This is a genomic window from Paenibacillus methanolicus (assembly GCF_008124765.1).
Classification (GTDB): domain Bacteria; phylum Bacillota; class Bacilli; order Paenibacillales; family Paenibacillaceae; genus Paenibacillus_Z; species Paenibacillus_Z methanolicus.
Genome location: NZ_VNHS01000004.1, coordinates 168,805 through 187,010, shown reverse-complemented (window position 1 = coordinate 187,010; position 18,206 = coordinate 168,805). Strand labels below are relative to the sequence as shown.

At 58.4% G+C, this 18,206-nt stretch carries 11 protein-coding genes; 1 reads left to right on the top strand and 10 read right to left on the bottom strand.

Annotated features, from left to right (window positions below):
* Positions 1 to 10: 10 nt before the first annotated feature.
* The 3 genes from BCM02_RS12425 to BCM02_RS12415 are packed head-to-tail and all read right to left on the bottom strand — an operon-like array spanning position 11 to position 3,013.
* On the bottom strand, positions 11 to 244 hold the full coding sequence (locus BCM02_RS12425; RefSeq protein ID WP_148929416.1) for a hypothetical protein: 234 nt from the start codon (positions 242 to 244) through the stop codon (positions 11 to 13).
* Between the two features lie 3 nt (positions 245 to 247).
* Positions 248 to 1,450, bottom strand: a complete 1,203-nt coding sequence (locus tag BCM02_RS12420; protein ID WP_148929415.1) for a Ger(x)C family spore germination protein — start codon at positions 1,448 to 1,450, stop codon at positions 248 to 250.
* A 6-nt stretch (positions 1,451 to 1,456) separates the two neighbouring features.
* Positions 1,457 to 3,013: a spore germination protein gene (locus BCM02_RS12415; RefSeq protein ID WP_148929414.1), complete on the bottom strand. Its 1,557-nt coding sequence runs from the start codon at positions 3,011 to 3,013 to the stop codon at positions 1,457 to 1,459.
* Positions 3,014 to 3,305: 292 nt separating this feature from the next.
* On the opposite strand from BCM02_RS12415, the gene BCM02_RS12410 reads away from it, so the two are divergent.
* Positions 3,306 to 6,779: an S-layer homology domain-containing protein gene (locus BCM02_RS12410; RefSeq protein WP_187434177.1), complete on the top strand. Its 3,474-nt coding sequence runs from the start codon at positions 3,306 to 3,308 to the stop codon at positions 6,777 to 6,779.
* A gap of 381 nt (positions 6,780 to 7,160) precedes the next feature.
* On the opposite strand, the gene BCM02_RS12400 is transcribed toward BCM02_RS12410, so the two are convergent.
* The 7 genes from BCM02_RS12400 to BCM02_RS12370 form a co-directional block, all read right to left on the bottom strand.
* On the bottom strand, positions 7,161 to 8,225 hold the full coding sequence (locus BCM02_RS12400) for a glycoside hydrolase family 15 protein (RefSeq protein ID WP_148929412.1): 1,065 nt from the start codon (positions 8,223 to 8,225) through the stop codon (positions 7,161 to 7,163).
* 475 nt (positions 8,226 to 8,700) lie between these two features.
* Positions 8,701 to 11,562: a 1,4-alpha-glucan branching protein domain-containing protein gene (locus tag BCM02_RS12395; RefSeq protein WP_148929411.1), complete on the bottom strand. Its 2,862-nt coding sequence runs from the start codon at positions 11,560 to 11,562 to the stop codon at positions 8,701 to 8,703.
* A 115-nt stretch (positions 11,563 to 11,677) separates the two neighbouring features.
* Complete coding sequence (locus BCM02_RS12390) at positions 11,678 to 12,325, bottom strand: DUF4912 domain-containing protein (RefSeq protein ID WP_246183366.1); 648 nt, start codon at positions 12,323 to 12,325, stop codon at positions 11,678 to 11,680.
* A 622-nt stretch (positions 12,326 to 12,947) separates the two neighbouring features.
* Positions 12,948 to 14,129, bottom strand: coding sequence for a response regulator (locus BCM02_RS12385; RefSeq protein WP_148929409.1), 1,182 nt, complete (start codon positions 14,127 to 14,129; stop codon positions 12,948 to 12,950).
* A 122-nt stretch (positions 14,130 to 14,251) separates the two neighbouring features.
* The gene (locus tag BCM02_RS12380) at positions 14,252 to 16,168 is read right to left on the bottom strand and encodes a sensor histidine kinase (RefSeq protein WP_246183348.1); all 1,917 of its coding nucleotides are present in this window, start codon (positions 16,166 to 16,168) and stop codon (positions 14,252 to 14,254) included.
* 142 nt (positions 16,169 to 16,310) lie between these two features.
* A complete protein-coding gene (locus BCM02_RS12375; RefSeq protein WP_246183365.1) occupies positions 16,311 to 17,135 on the bottom strand; it encodes a carbohydrate ABC transporter permease in 825 nt (274 codons plus the stop codon).
* Between the two features lie 76 nt (positions 17,136 to 17,211).
* On the bottom strand, positions 17,212 to 18,102 hold the full coding sequence (locus BCM02_RS12370) for a carbohydrate ABC transporter permease (protein ID WP_148929407.1): 891 nt from the start codon (positions 18,100 to 18,102) through the stop codon (positions 17,212 to 17,214).
* Positions 18,103 to 18,206 lie beyond the last annotated feature (104 nt).

Below are 18,206 nucleotides of genomic sequence, written 5' to 3'. Positions count from 1 at the left end.
TCCCCTCACCTTATTTGAATACCGCAAAGAACGCCTTGCCTATCGGTCCGTAGATCGCCTCAATCAGCTTAAAGGGACTCGGCAGCGGAATCCGCAACGCATGGAGCACGTTCAGCGTCACGGCCAGTCCGAGCGCCGCCAGAAACACGAGCCGTTCCTTATGCAGCTGCGCCCGCTTCAGCCTCGGCAGCTCGAAGCCGGCGAATACGAGCCCGGCCGCCATCGTCGCCACGATTCCCCACATGCCTTATTCCTCCTTCTCCTGCAGAAATGACCGTATCTTCGTGCCCACGCGCCGGATGTTGAACGAGACTTTCACCTCGAATTCAAGTTCAGGGAAGATATCCGCCCATTGCGACTCATGCTTCCTCCAGTACCGCGGGGCTTTGCGTTCAACCAGATTGCCGAACCCGACGAAGTCGGAGCGTATCTCTTGGGCTTTGCGCACGGTGCTCGTCAAGATGTCTACCGTCTTCTTCTCGGCCATTTTCTGCAGCTTATCGATCGTCTCCGGCTTACTCAGGTCAAGATCGCACGTTTGCTCGTTTACGTCCGCCTCAATGCGGAGATGGATCGTGACGAACGGCTTGTCGTCTTTCATGCGCAGAGCACGTTTGGTCTCGGCCCGGATAATTTTGAACACCGTATACTCGTTCGGCCCGCATTCAACGAAGCCGACCGAACGCACCACCTCGCCTTGAATATACTTATACCCCTTGCTCTCTTCCTCGTTCAGCCAACCGACCAGCTTGTCGCCGCGAAACACACCCAGTCCGATATACATCAGCTTGGCGGCGGGGCGGATGTTCGCGATGTTCGTCGGCGTCGACCCCTTCTTCCGGTCCCCTTCGATTCGGATGCCGGTCAAGGCTAGCTGTTTGCCCGGCGTCACCAGATCGTTGATCAGTTCGACCAAATGCACGCCTTTTACCGGCGCCCATTCCTTGGCGCTCGTTTCGAGCGAGGTATACATTTTGTTCCCGGGAATCTTCGTAATGGGCGTAAAGATGCCAAGCACCTCGCTCGCCTTCGCCTTCTTCGCCAAGATAATGAAGAAGTCGGTCCGCATCTGCCGCTCCCGCGACAAATAGTCCATTACTTTACCGACACCGTCTTTCCGGGCCATCTCTTCCCCGATAATGACCATACGCGTATGTGACAGGTAGAGCGGATACGGCGCCTTCACGGTTAGACGTCCTATCGCGTCATCCACCGATACGCCGATCTCTTCATAGGCAACAACTGCTGCCGACCCGCTGGCTTTGCCAGCGCTCCCCGCCAATTCGCTGGGATCGAGAATTTGTACTGTGACCTGAATTTTGTCGCCTTTCTTATCGAAGCCGATTGCCGAGACGATCCCGAGATCATTCAACTCGTGTCGGTCCCAGCAGCCGGCCAGCAGCGCGCACGCGATGACAACGGCGGCCAACCTTACAGCGATTCGCCTCATGCCGGTTCACTCCTCTCCTTGCGATTGCGGCGATCGCTGGCGGGTCCGGTTACGCACGGGGATGGAGAAGGGCCGAAGCACCATCTTCCATATCGGCACCCGCAGGATGACCCCGTCCTTCTGGTCATTCAGGACGAACGGCGCGTAAGGCTTTAGGTAAGGCACCCCGAATGAGCTGAGCGTATTCAAATGAATAATCAGATACGTAACGCCGATGAAAATGCCGTACAACCCAAACATCGCCGCAAGTCCCATCATTAAAAACCGCAAAATGCGGATCGGGGTCGCCAAACTCGTGTAGGGGATCGCGAATGTCGTGATCGCGGTCAGCGAGACGACGATGACCATGCCCGGCGATACGAGCCCCGCCTGAACCGCGGCTTCCCCGAGCACGAGCGCGCCGACGATCGAGATCGCCTGGCCGACGGCTTTCGGCATCCGCAGCCCCGCTTCGCGCAGCAGCTCAAAGGTCATCTCCATTACCATCGCTTCGACGAAGACCGGGAATGGCACGCCGGTCCGGGAGGCCGCGATGCTGATGAGCAGCGTGCTCGGCAGCATTTCTTGATGAAAGGAAGTAATCGCGATAAAGACCGACGGCGCCAGCAACGCGATGAAGAACGCGGTAAGCCGCAGCAGCCGCAAGATCGAGGCAATGTCCGCCCGTTGGTAATAGTCGTCCGGCGATTGCAGGAACTGCGTGAGCAAGGCGGGCACAAGCAGCACGAAAGGCGTCCCGTCCACCAGAATGGCCACCCGGCCTTCCGCTAGCCCCGCCGCCGCGACATCCGGCCGCTCCGTATTAAAGACGGTCGGGAAATAGGTCATCCGGTCGTCTTGAATGAACTCCTCGATGTTACCGGACTCGAGAATCGTATCGATGTCGATGCGAGACAATCGAACGCGAAGCTCGCTGAGCACGGACGGATCTGCAGTCCCTTCCACGTACATAATCGCCACATCCGTCCGGGATAGCCGCCCGATCGTCATCCGTTCGGATCGAAGCTGCGTCGTTTTGATTTTCCGCCTTAGCAGGCCGATGTTCGTCTTCAGCGTCTCCGTGAAGCCTTCTTTCGGTCCGCGCAGCACCATCTGCGTAGACGGCTCCTCGATGCCGCGCTGTTCCCAGCCCCGCGTGTCGAGGGCGAGCGCTTGCGCGAATCCGTCGAACAGCAGCACGGACGCGCCCGAGAGGAAGGATTCGAACAAGGCGGCTTGGTCGCCGACCTCCTTGATTTCGCCGACCGTCAGGATATGCGATCTTGCGTACTGCGGAAGTTCCCGCGCGAAGTCGGCCGCCTGATCGTCCGCGCGAAGCAGCGGTCTCAAGATATGGTCTTCGATGGTCGCGGAGTCGCACAGCCCCTCCACGTAGATCAGCGCCGCCTTAGCCGAGGCCGATGCGCCGGCGCGGAACTCGCGGATGATGATGTCCGCGCTGCCGCTGACGGCCGCGCGGATCGCGATCAGGTTGGCGTCTAATGAAGCATCCAGCGGAATCGGCGGCTGCTTGTCGCTGCCCGGCACTCGGATCCCCCCTTCCTGATTGAACGGCTGCGGCATGACGCGAGCGTTCTTCTAATCTTTCCTACTTTTTCCCAAAATGGCGAAAGCTATGTTCGGACTCGTCCGCTTTTTAATCGCATGCTCGTTCGGATGCCCCGCGCGGGGAGATATAGTAGGCGGGAGATGGACATGCAGGGGGAACGCAGGAGAAGTAATTCGCCGAGCTCCGCCCGTCATCGGCCTGCCGCGTTAAAATTTCGTTTGCGATTGCGTCTTTTCCCGAATGGTTCTCTCGTTCGCTGGAAACAGTAATCGTGGGCGGACATTCAGAATACAGGAGGGACCTGCTTTGAATATTTTGCGCGACGAACTGAAGAAATCGAGGAATGGTGGCTACGAGGTCATCATTTACCTAGCGGATGATCAAACCGAGTTCGCGGAAGAGCTCGGCAAAGGCGGCCCGGACAGCGAGACCAAGGCCAGCATCATCAACTACGTCAAGAAAAAATACCCGAACCTGAAGGTTACCGTGGCCAAAGTCGTTCTCGGCGGTGTCGTTCTCGGTACGATTCCGCTTGCCGGCGGCGCGGCGCAAGCGGCTGCGGCAGGTCCGAAGGATATCGACAAAGCCTCCGGCTTCGCGAAGGAAGCGATCGTCCGGCTCGTCGAGTCCGGCACGATCCAAGGCGACGAGACCGGCGCGTTCAACCCGAAAGGTTCGATGACGCGCGACGCGTTCACGTCGATGATCGTCAAGGCGCTCGTGAAGGACGCGGACCTGGTCAACCCGGATACGCCGACGTTCAAGGATGTGCCAAAAACGCACTGGGCTTACAAATACATCGAAACCGCGGTTGCCAAAGGCTTGATTACGGGTACGGGCGATGGCTCCTTCGGCCCGACCGGCCAAGTGACGCGCGAGCAGCTGGCGACGATTCTCGTTCGTTCGCTGGGACTGACGGCCGACGATATCAAAGGTCAAGGCGACACGCTGAAGTTTGCGGATAAAGATGCAATCTCGTCCTTCGCCCGGGATTCGGTTGCGTTCGCCGTGAACAACGGCCTCCTGACAGGCATCAACGATTCGACGTTCAACGGCAAAGGCGCCGCTACGCGCGAGCAGGTTGCGGTCGTGGTCGACCGTTATGTGACGAACGCGGATAAGCTGACCGAAGCGGCGAACACGATTAAGAATACGGCGTTCAAAGCGGAAGCTTCGAGCACGAACACGATCACGCTGTCCTTCACGACGGCGGTCGACGCGTTCGCGGCGACCGATGTGACCGTCAAAGACAAAGACGGCAAAGACGTCAAAGTGACGAACGTGAAGCTGAGCGACGACAAGAAGTCGGCCGTCGTGACGACGGACTCGCTGACGAGCGGCGCTTCGTACACCGTGACGGTGACGAAAGATGCCGTCAAAGGCAGCGCGACGGTAACGGCCCCGCAAGCGGCGGAAGTCGCGGCTACGGCAGCCGGCGCGAAGAAAATCCAGGTCAAATTCAACAAAGCGATCGATACGGCGACGGCGACGTTCACCGTCAAGAAGGGATCGCTCTCGCAGAACGTCTCGGCTAAAACGTTCTCCGACGATAAGACGACCGTGACGCTGGAACTCAGCAGCAAACTGACAGAAGGCGAGTACACGGTTGTCGTCGGCGGCGTAGGGGCAAAAGAAGTCACGTCGACGTTCACGGCGGCGAACGAGAAAGTCACGAAGATCGAATATTTGAGCAAGACGGCTCCGCAATATGATGCAGCCTTTGACGGTACGCCTGATGGCATTGAAATCGCCTATAAAGTGTCCAACCAATATGGCGAGAACATTACGAAGGCGACGACCCTCACGTCCAACTTCGGCGCAAGCGCGATCGACGCTTCCAGAGGCGTCATCACTTACGCCAACCCGGCATTGAAGGTCGACGATAGCGTACCGGTCACGCTTGTCCATGGTGAAACGGGCGTATCCGCGGTCGAAACCTTGAAGGTCGGCAGCGTGGCCAAAGCGTCGGAGATTTCCATCGCGGCTGGCGTGTACAACAAAGATAAAAAGACGCTCGACGAGGACGTGAACCTGACCACGGACGCGTTCTACCTGCTTGTTGACGTGAAGGACCAATACGGCAACCCGATCACGTCCACATCCAGACTGAATGCCGACATCGTCATCAACGCGTCCAATCAGACGATCGCGGCCGTGCCTACCGCAGCGGTAGCGCACAATAATGGTAATTTCACGACCGTTACCGTCGACGGCGTCGACCGTACGGCGATTAAGCTGAGCAATGCCAACGGCATCGCGCCTTTTGTGGGCATCGGTACGAACCAAGTGAATCTGATCTCGACCGCTACGGGCAAATCGGCGACTCATGCCGTTACCGTAGCTACGGCAACCCGTGCAGAGACGGTGAACCTGATCACGCCTGATCTATTCGTAGACGGCGAGACCAACTATATCCCGATTGAAGTGCTGGATAAGAACGGTACGGCGATCACGTCGCTGGCCACGCTTAACAACGCGACCAAAGGCGTCAACGCGAAAATCGGTTCCACGGCGCTCAAAATTGTTACGAAGGACGGCATCACGCAGCTGGAAGTTCCGGATGCCGCCATTAGCTCAGGCGCCAACACGATTATCGCGGTTACGCCGAATAACCAAGTCAAGACGCTTACGCTTACGGCCAAGGCGGCGGCAACGCCTAACGTGGTGCGCGGCGTAGATAGCGACTTCGCGACGGCCATGCTGCAAGGCACGAATAAGACGTTGGCATATACGGATCTGGTCCTTGAAGACCAATATGGCCGCGTCATGAGCGACTCGGCCGTCAACGCGGCATTGAACTACACGGTCGGGGCAGGCACAGGAAAACGTATCGTCGTCACGGAAACAACAGGCACGAACGTGTCCCTGACAGTAGGCAGCACGGCGTCTCTGAAAGGCGCGGCTGGCGCAGGCGGATCGCTTGCCGCTAATTCCTTCAACCTGACTAGCGCGACTACGACCAGAATCACGGCCGGCGGCGCGAACGGCAGCGAAAAGCTGACGCTTTCCCTGTACGACGGCGACACGTTGGTGAACGGAAGCTCCGCCGACGTCACAATCCGCGTGACGGACGGCACCGAGTACGCTTCTTACTCGGTCGACAAAATCGGTACGGTCTATGATGAAGACGGCGCCGGTAATACGGATCACGCTAACTACGATAATACCGTCAAAGTCTATGGCGTCCTGAGCGACGGCGGCAAAGTGCTGCTGACCAACACGACGGATTACACGATTTCGGCGCCGACCAACTCGGATATCGATACCGACGTTGCCGACGGCACGCTCGACGTTGCCTCCGCGCTGACTTACGGTACCGACAAGACCGAAACGACCGTACCGATTACGGTCACGATCGCAAGCACGGGCCAACAGCTTACGGAGTCGGTTACCTTCTCCAAAGTTGCGCCTAAAGTCTCGTCGATCAAATTCGTCGGCAGCAACTCGACAACGGCTTCGGAGATTACGAGCATTAACCACACGAACAGCACCACGTTCAACGTGGCAAGCCTCTTCACCGCCACTTCTTCGACACCAAACGTGGTCGTTACCGATCAATACGGCAAATCCTTCGTCGTGCCTAACACGGGCATCGTCGCCTTCGGCGATGGCACGACCGCGACGGCGAAGCTTACGATCACGCCGGTATCCGGCACCGTCACGATCGCGAACAACGGTACAACGTCCGCGGCCGTTACCAACATCAACGTGGACGACGTGTTCGACGTCACCGTCACGTATGGCAGCGTTACGAAAACGATCCGCGTTACCGGTGTATAACAATCAACACGATTCCTGCACGAGAAGAAACCCGCGCCCTCCGGCGCGGGTTTCTTTGTCGTTCAGCGTCACGCCTGCAGCCTCGTTGAATACCCTAGTTACTAGCCCAGAAACCGTGATCGAGCAGCCCATCGCCTTTCTCCCCAGCATCAAAACAAGCAACCTGGGTTAGAATACGTAATGAACCCGCGTCCGATCGTCGAGAATCTTTCGTATAAAGGCAGCAGCAAACTACTGGGCGAGACGGCGATCATCTCCGGCGGCGGCATCGGACGCGCGACGATGATCGCGTTCGCCAACCGGTCCGAGGCAAGAAACGGGATGCTCCCAGTGGAGCACCCCGCCTTTTTGCAGCATGCGATAGTACGTCTACGACTACAATTAAGCCAACCCGCGAAGCGCCCGCGCGGAATCCTTGAGCGCTTCCTTGGCCAAGATATACATCGCGCAGCTCCAGCCGAGCGGCGTATTCGGATTCGGCTCCGCCGTGCCGCTGTAGTACAGCTCCGGCAGCTTGCCCGGCTCCAGCATGACCGCTTCCGTACGGCGCACGTAATCGGCCGCCTCCGGCATATTGCCCAGCTCCCGGTGGCACAACGCCAGCCACGGCAGACCGAACGTCCACTCCGCTTCCGTCCCATAGTAGAACGAAAGCGGGTTGCCCCGGCCGTACTCCTGCTCCAGGGTGCTATAATAAGAGTCGCCTTCGTACCGGATAACGCCCCGCTCCCGGAGCAATCGCTTCTCGACGTTGCGCACGATCGTCTCGCCCAGCACGCCCGTGAACACCCGGTAAGGATACACGAGGCTCAGCTGCGCCAAGTCTGCCGGCTTGTCATGGCTTTCGCGCGGGAACAGCCGCATCAACGTTTGCAGCCCCGCCTGAATCGCTTCGTCCGGCACGTGCACCATCCGGTCCACCGCTTTCAAGCCGGCGACGCAAGCGCCGACCGAGGACGCGTGCACCTCGCGCCACTCCTCCCACATGCCGTTATCCGCATCATGCCAATACTCCACGTTGCAGATATAGTACACGAGCTTCTGCACGATCTCCCGGTCCTTCTTGTCCCGAAGCATCTTCTTCCCGCGCTCCGCCCCTTGGCCCATGCCGAACAGGAACGCGCCGATCATGTCATGCTGGATATGGCCCCATTCCTCGTGAATTTCCCGTACGTCCTCATAAGAATAGCGGGCGTGCAAGTACTCCCATTCCCATTGCGGCTTCTGCTTGCACAGGATATCCAACTTCCATTCGTACTCCCGGAACAAATCGAGCAGCCTGTAATACGTGTGCTCGTATTCCTTGGTCGGTTTATCGAGATAAGGCAGCGCCATATACACGCAGTCGCGGATCCACACATATTTGTAGTCGTTCGACGGACTCGCCACATACAAGCCATGCGGCAAACGCAGCTGTTCCAGCACTCGGTAACTTTCGGACAACATAACCGATCCCTCCTCCAAGTAGTAAAAAACGACCCGATTAGAGTTCATCTCTCTGTTATCCAGTGTGGCCCGAATCTAGCAGAAACAAACGGTTCGCTGATCCGTTTTTATAGACTATGCGCTATGTTCGGAAAGGGTGCGCTTTCAGGGCGCCGTGCCGGGCGGACGCGCTCGTCCCCGCCGGACATCCGCCTAAGGCGCCCGGCCTGTTCGGCCATGCCCGAGCGCGCATGCCGAAAAAGCCATCAACGCCGCGCGGCGCGCGGCGTTGATGGCTTTCCTTATCGAGACGAAAGAGGGCTGCTCCCCGCATGACGCCCGTACCGCGTGCGCCGGCGCCCATTTTGCGCGCGACCCGCGTAAGCAAAACCGCATGCGAGTTCCAACCTATGCAGCCGCAGGTCGCACGCTTGGCGCCGATCGTCTCGGCAACGTCCTGCTTGCGCATACGCATGCGTAGAAGATAGACTTCCCGCTACTGTCCGGTTCCCGTCGCGGCCGCGGCCAAGCCGTCGAACGGCAGCGCGTCGGCCGGCGGCCCCGCGACCCGATCGTAGACGTCCGTGGTCAACGTCCCGATCCGATCCCAGTTGTATCGGGTCGCCACTTTATGCGAGGCTTTCCTCGCCATCGCCTTGGCCATATCCTCGAACTCTAGCATTTTGACGATATGCGAGGCGAGCGACGGAGCGTCGCCCGGCAGGACGGTAAACCCGTCCACGCCATGCTGGATGATCTCCTGGAAGCCGCCCGTCCCGGAGACGATGACCGGCGTGCCCGAGGCCATCGCCTCCAGCGCCACGATGCCGAACGGTTCGTACAAGCTTGGGAATACCGCCGCGGACGCGACGCGCAGCAGCTCGTTGCGCATTTGGTCGTTGGCATAGCCGACGAACTCCAGCTTGCCCTTCGCGATAAGCGGATCGGCCAGATGCCGCAGCTGCTCCTGCATCGGCCCTTGGCCGGCGATGACGAACTTCGCGTTCGGGCAGCCCGCGAGCACTTGCTCCGCGCTTTCGATCAGCACGTGCACGCCTTTCTCCCGGACGAGACGCCCGATGAACAGCACGATACGCTCATGCGGCAGCGCGTAACGCGCGTGAATATCCGCCGCGTTATGCTCGACGCGGACGACCGCGGCGGTCTCGACGCCGTTCGGAATCATGTCGACTTTGTCCGCCGGTAGCTGGAACAGCCGGATGACCTCGTCGCGCATATAGTCGCTGCACACGATGACGCGCCATGCCTCGTACGTCAGCTGCCATTCCAGCGCGTGAATCCGATGCTGCAGCTCATTGTGCAGGCCGTGGTTGCGGCCGTGCTCGGTCGCATGAATCGTCGCGACGAGCGGCAGCCCGTGGCGCTGCTTCAGCGTCTTGGCCGCCTCGCCGACGATCCAATCGTGCGCATGGATTAGATCGAACGGGCCGTAATTCGCGATCAGGTCGCTCGCGTACGAAGCCATCGCCAAGTTCAACTGGAATACCCACTCCATGAACGAGACGTTCTTCCGCTGATACGCGGCTATCCGATGGACATGGACGCCTAAGTTAACCTCGTACGCCGGATACCCCTCCACATGCGAGGTCACGACGTGCACCTCCACTTGCTGCTCCGCCAGCTTGCGCGACAAATCGAACACGTGGCGGGACAAGCCGCCCACGATCATCGGCGGGAACTCCCAGGAGAGCATGAGGACGCGACGTCTGCCGGCCAGCTGGCGCGGCAGCACCGTACCTTCTTTCGCCGCCGGCTGCTTGGAGCGGTAGATCCGGTAGTCGAGATCGGGACTGATGGCATCGCGCGCTTCCACCTCGCGGAGCCAATTCTCGTCCGCCGCGCCCTGCAGCAGATCCCGATACAATCTCCGGAAACGAACGATATGGTTCTTGGTCCGCTTCAGCGCGTAATCCACCATCGTCCCGGCGTCCATGATGAACGCCCAGTCGCTGCTCTGCGCCAGCATCAGCTCGCGGGCCGCCTGGTTGAGCGCCTTTCGCTTAAGCCCCGTTGCATCCGGGAACCGGTCGGCTAGCTCGATCATCTGCTCCTCCATCCGGTGGAGATGGCGGTAAATCCACTCGTTGCTTGGACCGAGCCACACTTCGCCGAATCCTGCGCGACCCCAGCTGGCGAACGACAGCTCCGCCTGCGGATTTTCCGGATATTCGGCCAAATATTCGACCGGCGTGATCATTTTGAACGTCGATTGGTCATAGTGGATCTTCCGGCACAGATACTCGATCCACATCGGGCCCTCATGCCACCAGTGTCCGAACAGCTCGGCGTCGTAAGCCGCCATCACGAGCGGTTTGCGCGGCATATGCGCGCTCAGATGCTCGATTTGCTTCTCGCGATTGAACATGAAGTGGCCGGCGTGCCGAGCGGCCTTCTCCGCGGCCCATTCGGGGTTATATGGCTCTTTCGGCTGGCCCTCGCCCGTAATCCGGTAATATTTGATTCCCGTGTTCAACCGCACGCCGGAGGGATGCATGAACGGTTTCAGATACGACTCATCCAGCTCGTAGCCGATATCCCGGTAATATTCGCGGTAATCATGGTCGCCCGGATACCCTTCGAGCGAGCTCCACACTTGGCGGCTCGTCTCCTGATCCCGCGCGAACGCGGCGACGCCGTGCGGCGTGACGACCGGGCCGTAAGCGCCGAACTCCGGCTTCGGACGGGCATGCAGCACATGATGCGTGTCGGTCATGAAGAAGTCCAGCCCATAGTCCTTCAGGATGTGGTCCAACCCTTCGACGTATCCGCATTCCGGCAGCCAAATGCCTCGCGGCGCTCTGCCCAAGCTCGACGTATGGATGCGCACCGCGTTATCGATTTGCGCGCGGAGCGCCTGCTCCGTCCGGACGTAAGGCAGGAACGCGTGCGTGGCCGAGCACGTGATCAGCTCCAAGTAACCGGCCGCCTGGAACCGCTCAAAGGCCCGAATCAGATTGCAGCCGTACGCTTGCGTAAACAATTGCTTCATATGTACGAATTGCGCGGCATACCGCTCGGCGAGCGGCAGGATCGCTTCGTCGCCTTGCACCCGCTCGCACTCGGCCGCGGACAGCGCGATCAAATTATCCAGATGTTGCACGTACCGCTCCTGGAGCAGCGGTTTGGCCAGCATGGTCAGCAAGGTTGGCGTGAGCGACATCGTTACGCGGAAGTCCACTCCATCCCGATCGAGGCGATCGAATGCCTCGAGCAAAGGAATATACGTTTCCGTCATCGCTTCGAACAGCCAGCGCTCTTCTATATAATTGTCGCTCTCCGGATGATAAACGAAAGGCAAATGCGCATGCAGGACGAGAGACAAATACCCTTTGGCCAACAGAACCCCTCCTAATTAAACGTTCGCGGGAAGCGAAACGAACTTCGTTACGTACGCGGTCATGCGTGAATATTGATTAGGCCGGAAGATGCGGGATCGCGAAGCGGCCGGCGCGTCAATCCAGATCGGCTTGGGCCGACGACAACGAATAACCGTTGAAGTACGGCTGCCAAGCCGCTTGCGGCTCCGCCGCCTGCGATACTTCCATCCGCACCCACCGCGATTCTCCCTCGCGCTGCTCTTCGCGCGGCGGCGTCTGGACCGAATTGGAGCGCAGCAGCGTAATGAAGCGTCCGTCCAGCGCGATGGTACCGTAATCGATCACGTACGAGCAGGCCGGCGCCACGCCGTTGACGAACCAATTGTTCGCCTCCTGGGTCACGTCGAAATCCCAGTACCGATTGAAGTTGTCTCCTTTAAAATGAATGAACGACACGTCGTACACGCGCAGCCGCTTCGGCAGCACGCTCCAGCTGCAGCCGAAATGCGACTCGACCATGCGGATCAGCTCCGGCGTCAGCTCCCAATAAACGTACAGCGACTCCGCATCCCGCGGCATCGCGATCAGGTGATCCAGTTCGTAACGCTCATCCAGCAACGCATAATCGTCTACCTCCGGCGGCGCGGGCGTAAGCGTTCGGATTGCCTGCGATTTGCGGTGGTTGGTTAGCTGATACCGGAGCCTCCCGACCGGTATACCTAACTGTTCGGCGATATCCTTTTGCGTTTTGCCTGCTTCTAGCAGTGCCAGGATCGTTGTCATGTCCAAGCGAAGTCCCCCCGGGTTATGGATTTGCAGCGTGCGAATTGGTTCAGTCCACAACAGCATGGTTCACAGTTTACATGACGCCAAGTGGAAAGTCTGCCGAAAACGGTCTTAGAGTTTTTATGTTTTTTTGTAGATTAATTTAAGGGACTTGACGGGCAAAATACGGGCTTTGGAAACGCTATTATCATTTCTTAACCCATTTATTAACGATGAGAGTCAACTTGTCCAAATTTTATCGTTTTATTCGACAGCAGGGCAAAATGGACAACGTGTTGAAAATCGACAATTTGCCCGTTTTCCGCAACCGCGGTCGACATTCGGAGTCCAAGAAGCGCCGATGGCGAGATGATGGCGGCCGCAAGATTATGGCACGGTTGGCCAGAGACCACCCTTGCCCGCGCGGTTCCCGCGGCCGATGGCGATCGGTACGGAGTTAGCGCCTCTCCGCAGATGCCCTTCGCCGCCATGAGCAACCGATGCGTCGGGCGCTCTTCGCCGCTTTCCGTATACCAAAAAGACCGCCGAATGCATGCTCCGGCGGTCTGATCCATTGTCCGTATGCGGTTCTGTTATTCCCCCGGCGCCAGCCGTCCGCTTTCGTTCGCGCACGATTCCGCTATTTCTCCGCCTCCTGCAGGGCGAACGACTGTCGATACTCCGTCGGCGTCACCGCATACTTCTTGCGGAACACCTGCGAGAAGTGCCGCATGTCATGGTAGCCGATCCGCTCGCACACTTCCGCCAGCTTCAGCTTCGGATTCTGCAGCAGCTGCTTCGCCTGCTCCAGCCGCAGCTGGATCACGTACTCCTTGAAGCCGCTTCCGGTCTTCTGCTTGAATAGCTGGCTGAAGTAGACCGGATTCAAGTAGACGACCGACGCGACCTTCTCGAGCGACAGGTCGGCATGGTAGTTCGTCTTCATATATTGCAGCGCCACCTCGATCGCGCGGTCGCCGCCGCCGGCCACCTGCTCGTACACTTGGGTCGACGACGCCTGGCGCATGCGGCGCACCTCCGCGGGCACGTCCTGCACGTCCGCGATGACGCCCGAATGCATGATCTGGAACGGCACCTTCAAATAACGGCCGAGATGGCTGCGCAGCTCATCCACGAGCGAGCTCAACTGCTCCCCTTCCCGCGGCGTCACGAGACCGAGCAGGCTCTTGCCGTCGAAGGTCGTCACGAAGCCGGTGCCGTATTTGCCGATCAGCTCACCCAGCACGTTCTCAATAATGAAATGCTCCAGGTGCACGATTTTGTCGCTCTCCATCTTGATCAGCACCAGCTGAAAATGCGGATGGCTCTCCATGAACGAACTCATGTCGATCCCGCCGATATCAAGTCCCGATGCCCAGCGATGAAAGACGGCCTCCCGCAGGAACTTCTGGCTGCGCCGCAGCTGCTCGGCCTCCTCGGTCTGCTCCGTCTCGGCCGCCACCTCGGCGGTCAGCTTCTCGATCATCGCGGCAAGCACTTCTTTGCCGATCGGCTTCAGTAAATAATCTTTGGCCCCGAGCCGCACCGCTTCCTGCGCATAGGCGAACTCCGAATAGGCGGATATCACGACCCACTTGATATGCGGGTACAGCTTGCCGGAGAGATTCATCAGCTCGAGCCCCGTCATCCCGGGCATGAGAATATCGGTCAGCACGATATGAATGCGGTGCCGACGCAGCAGCGCCGCCGCTTCTTCCGGGTTCGCGGCCAAGTGGAGCGTATGCTCGGGAAACCGGTTATGCAGCGTGCGCATGATGCCTTCGCGAATGACCGTTTCGTCATCGACAATGAGAATATCCATCGAGTAGAACCACCTTTCTTCAAATACAAGCGTTATATGTTTCACGCATATAAGTCATCTTGTATTTCTTATCGCGGAATGCTGCATGCCCAATCTTCCGATTGGGTACGCAAACCAATCCGCTAAGGAAGCGGCATCACGACGATAACCGTCGTCCCCTCGCCTCGTTTGCTATCGATTCGCAGACCGTATTGGTCCCCGTACATAATGGCAATCCGCCGGTGCACGTTAGGCAGCCCGATGCCCTTGCGCCGCTGCGCCGCGCCCGGTTGCATGCCCCCGCCGGCAGTCGCCAGTCCGGTCGCGCCCGTATCCGCGATACCTGCCGCGGCTTCGCGTCCGCCGTTCGTCATTGCCAACGCCGGTGCCCGCGTATCCGCCTGCCCTTCGCCGGCCGCGCGCGCGACCCGCCCGCCGAGCAGCGATTGCTGCAGGAAGGCAAGCGTCTGCTCATCCATGCCGACGCCATCGTCCTCGATGACGATCCGCAGCTCGCCCGCGTCTACTTCGGTGTAGACGCGCAGCCTACCAGGGCGTCCGAGCGGCTCGAGCCCGCTCTTGACCGCATTCTCGATGATCGGCTGCAGCGTCATCTTGGGCATGACGGCATCCAGCCAGCGGTCCTCGATCTGAATTTCGGTCGACACGCGTCCCTCCAGCCGGCTCTCGATGATCGTCATGTAATGACGCATCTGATCGAGCTCTTGGCGCAACGTCGTTCGGGATGCCTCCTGCCAGTCGCTGCTGTAGCGGAACATGTGGGAGAGCGCCAGAATGACGCGGCCGAGCCGGTCGTTCTCCCGTTCATCCAGCATCCAGTAGATCATGTCGAGCGTGTTGTACAGAAAATGCGGATTGACCTGGGATTGCAGCGCCTGCAGCTCCGCGTTCTTCTCGCTGATCGAAGCGAGCGTAATGCCCTCGATCAGCTCATCCATGCGGTGCACCATCCGGTTGAAGGAGGCGACCAGCGAATTGATTTCATCGAACGACTTCACGTTCACGCCGCCCTTGAAATTCCCGAGCTCCACCTGCTTCATCTCGCGAATGAGCAGTTTGAGCGGCGATGCGATCGTCCGCGAGACGAGCGAAGCGATCGCGATCGAGAGTCCGATCAACACGGCGATGACGACGAGTAAGTACTGGCGCGTATCCTTGAGCTCCGAACCGATATCCGCCTTCGGCGTCAGGCCGAACACCGTCCAGTCCGCCAGCGCCGCCTTGGCCGAGACGATCAGCTGGTCGGTTCCATCGTCGACGACGACTTCCTTCTGCGCGGGCCTCGGCAGTCCGCTGAACGACGGCATAGCCGCCTCTTCGCTGCCGGTGGAGGCGATGATGCGGTCCTGCCGGTCGACGATGTACACCTGGCTGTTCGGGCTGATCGTGACGTTGGAGAGCGCGGCGAGAATCGGCTTCGGATTCGTCTCGATGAACATAATGCCGATTTTCTTGTAGGTCGTCAGATCGTACAGCGCGCGGCCGAAGACGAACACTCGCTCTTCCTGCAGACTGTTGATGACCGAGCCGTTGTACAAGCCCAGCCATACCATCTCGCCGGTCGACGCCTGCAGCTGCGCGTACCAATCCGTCTGCTTGTAATTGAGATCGAATACGCCGGCATACCGTTTCTCATAGTTGTACAGTTTGCCGGAGCTGGTAATGATGTGAATGCCGACGATGTCGTCCCGGGAGTAATAGACCGCGCCCAATATATTGGTGATCGATCGCTCATTGATTACGCTGAGCACCGGGTCCGTCACCTTCTCGCGCTCTTCCAGCAAGCGAAGCAGCTCGTAGTTGCTGTTGAGCGATTTCGTGACGCTGTCATAGCCTTCCAGCAGAAGATCAAAAAGACCAACGGTCTGGGAGATGTTTTTCTCGGCCATGTCGCTGATCTTGGTATGAATGATGTCGGATGTTTTGCGATAATAGAGCACGCTGACGATGACGATGAGCGTCATCATGCAGGAGAGAAAAAGCAGAAACAGCCGGTTATAGATCGAATGTCTGCCGCGCGACCGTGCCAATTCGTACAATCTCCCTTCCCCCGGGCGAAAACGCAAGGATCTGGCGCAGGAGCAGCACGCTTGGTTGCGCCCTCCCGCCTCGCCCGATCATTTTGCTCTCGCCATCTTCATCGATGACTCTATTGTAGCACAGCGGCGTTTGCCGAAGGCCTTAACCTTTGACCGCGCCGGCCACCATGCCCTTGGTAATTTTGTCCGCAAGCAGGAAGTAGATGACGATAACCGGCAGCGCCCCGAGCACCAGGTAAGCGCCGATCGCCCCGTAGTTGACCGAGTACTGGCTGACGAAGCTGTTCACGCCGAACGGCAGCGTCTTGAGCGCTTCCTTCGAGATGAACGTCGCGGCCAAAATGTACTCGTTCCAAATGTTGATGAACGTCAAGATGCACACGGTCATCATCGGCGGGATCGACACCGGAATGATGACGCTCCAGAAGATGCGCAGCACGTTCGCGCCGTCGACGACCGCCGACTCCTCGATCTCGTGCGGGATCGACTTCATGAAGCCGCTCATGATGAATACCGCGATCGGCGTCTGGAACGCGACGTACGGCAGGATGAGCGACCAGAGCGTGTTGAGGATTTTCATCTCTTTGAAAATAAGCATCAGCGGCAGCAGCGTCGCTTGCATCGGGATCATCATCCCGATCAGGAACAGCACCATGACGAGCTGGCCGTATTTCCAACGGAAGCGGCTGATCGCGAACGATACCAGGGAGGACAACAGCAGGACGAGCACCATCGTGCTGGTCGTCGTGATTAAGCTGTTCAGCAGATATTTGAAGTAGTTGCCGGATGCGATCGCGTCCGTGTAGTTGCTCCACATCAGCTTGCTTGGCAGCGAGAAGAAGCTGCCGGAGAGAATCTCCTCGTTGTTCTTCAGCGAGTATATAAGCAGCCAGAGGAGCGGATACAGCTGGGTGACGAGCAGAATGCCAAGCAGAATGAACACGATGATTTTCGCCAGCGGGAACATCTGCTTCCCTCTCTGTGCAACGGGCTTTACGCCGGCGACGGGTATGGTTTGACTCATGACCGGACTCCTCCCTTCCTTACGTGTATTTGCGTTCCAGGCGATTAAAGATGAAGTTGATGACCACGGTGGCGAGCAAGCAAAGCGCGACCAGGAAGGTGGCAATCGAGCTGCCGTACCCGTATTTCATGGACAAGAAGGACATGTTGTACATATGGGTCGAGATGACGTCTGTCGCGTGAGCCGGTCCGCCGGCGGTCATGACCATGACCATGTCGAACGCTTGAAGCGAGCCGATAAACGCGAGGACGATCGATATTTTGAAAATCGGAATATTCATCGGGAAGGTAATATACCAGTCCGCCTTCAGCCCTTCGGCTCCGTCAATCTTCGCCGCTTCGTAAATATCGGCGGAAATGTTCTGGATGCCCGTAAACTGGATCAGCGTATGGTAGCCAAGGTATTGCCATAATGCGACGAAATAGAGCGAGTACATCGCGATATTCGGCTCCGTCAACCAGGAATGCGTCCAGCTGGAGAGGCCGATTTGCTCAAGCACTTGGTTGAGCATGCCGCCCATGGCGGCCGGATTATAGATCGTTTTCCACAGTTGGCCGATAATAACGACCGAGAGAATGACCGGCATGAAGTACGCCGATACGAAGAAATTCGGTTTCTTGACGAAACGATTGAGCAAAATGGCGACGAACAGCGCGACCGGAATCTCCGCCATGGAGAATACGGCGAACATCAGCGTTCTGCGTACCGACGGCCAGAATACCGGATCATCGAACAGCAGCGTCTTGAAGTTGTCCAAGCCGACAAACTTCGAGGTGCCGATGCCGTTCCAATCCAGCAGACCGCTGTACATCGAGACGAGGACCGGAATGAATACCAGGCCGACGTATACGATCAGACACGGCAGCACAAAAGCGGCAATCGTCCATTTGGACACCCGCAAGACGTTCATGGAATCATCTCCTAACCAATAATGGAATGAGGGCGCAGGGGGCCGTCCCTGCAGCTAACGGCAGACCCCTTGCACCCTCAAACTTTGTCTCTATTTAGGTATGG

Coding starts and splice junctions, on each gene's coding strand:
- BCM02_RS12390 (WP_246183366.1), bottom strand. CDS start 12,325: ATGACAACGATCCTGGCACTGCTAGAAGCAGGCAAAACGCAAAAGGAT.
- BCM02_RS12370 (WP_148929407.1), bottom strand. CDS start 18,102: ATGAACGTCTTGCGGGTGTCCAAATGGACGATTGCCGCTTTTGTGCTG.
- BCM02_RS12375 (WP_246183365.1), bottom strand. CDS start 17,135: ATGTTCCCGCTGGCGAAAATCATCGTGTTCATTCTGCTTGGCATTCTG.
- BCM02_RS12420 (WP_148929415.1), bottom strand. CDS start 1,450: ATGAGGCGAATCGCTGTAAGGTTGGCCGCCGTTGTCATCGCGTGCGCG.
- BCM02_RS12385 (WP_148929409.1), bottom strand. CDS start 14,129: ATGGATATTCTCATTGTCGATGACGAAACGGTCATTCGCGAAGGCATC.
- BCM02_RS12415 (WP_148929414.1), bottom strand. CDS start 3,013: ATGCCGCAGCCGTTCAATCAGGAAGGGGGGATCCGAGTGCCGGGCAGC.
- BCM02_RS12425 (WP_148929416.1), bottom strand. CDS start 244: ATGTGGGGAATCGTGGCGACGATGGCGGCCGGGCTCGTATTCGCCGGC.
- BCM02_RS12400 (WP_148929412.1), bottom strand. CDS start 8,225: ATGTTGTCCGAAAGTTACCGAGTGCTGGAACAGCTGCGTTTGCCGCAT.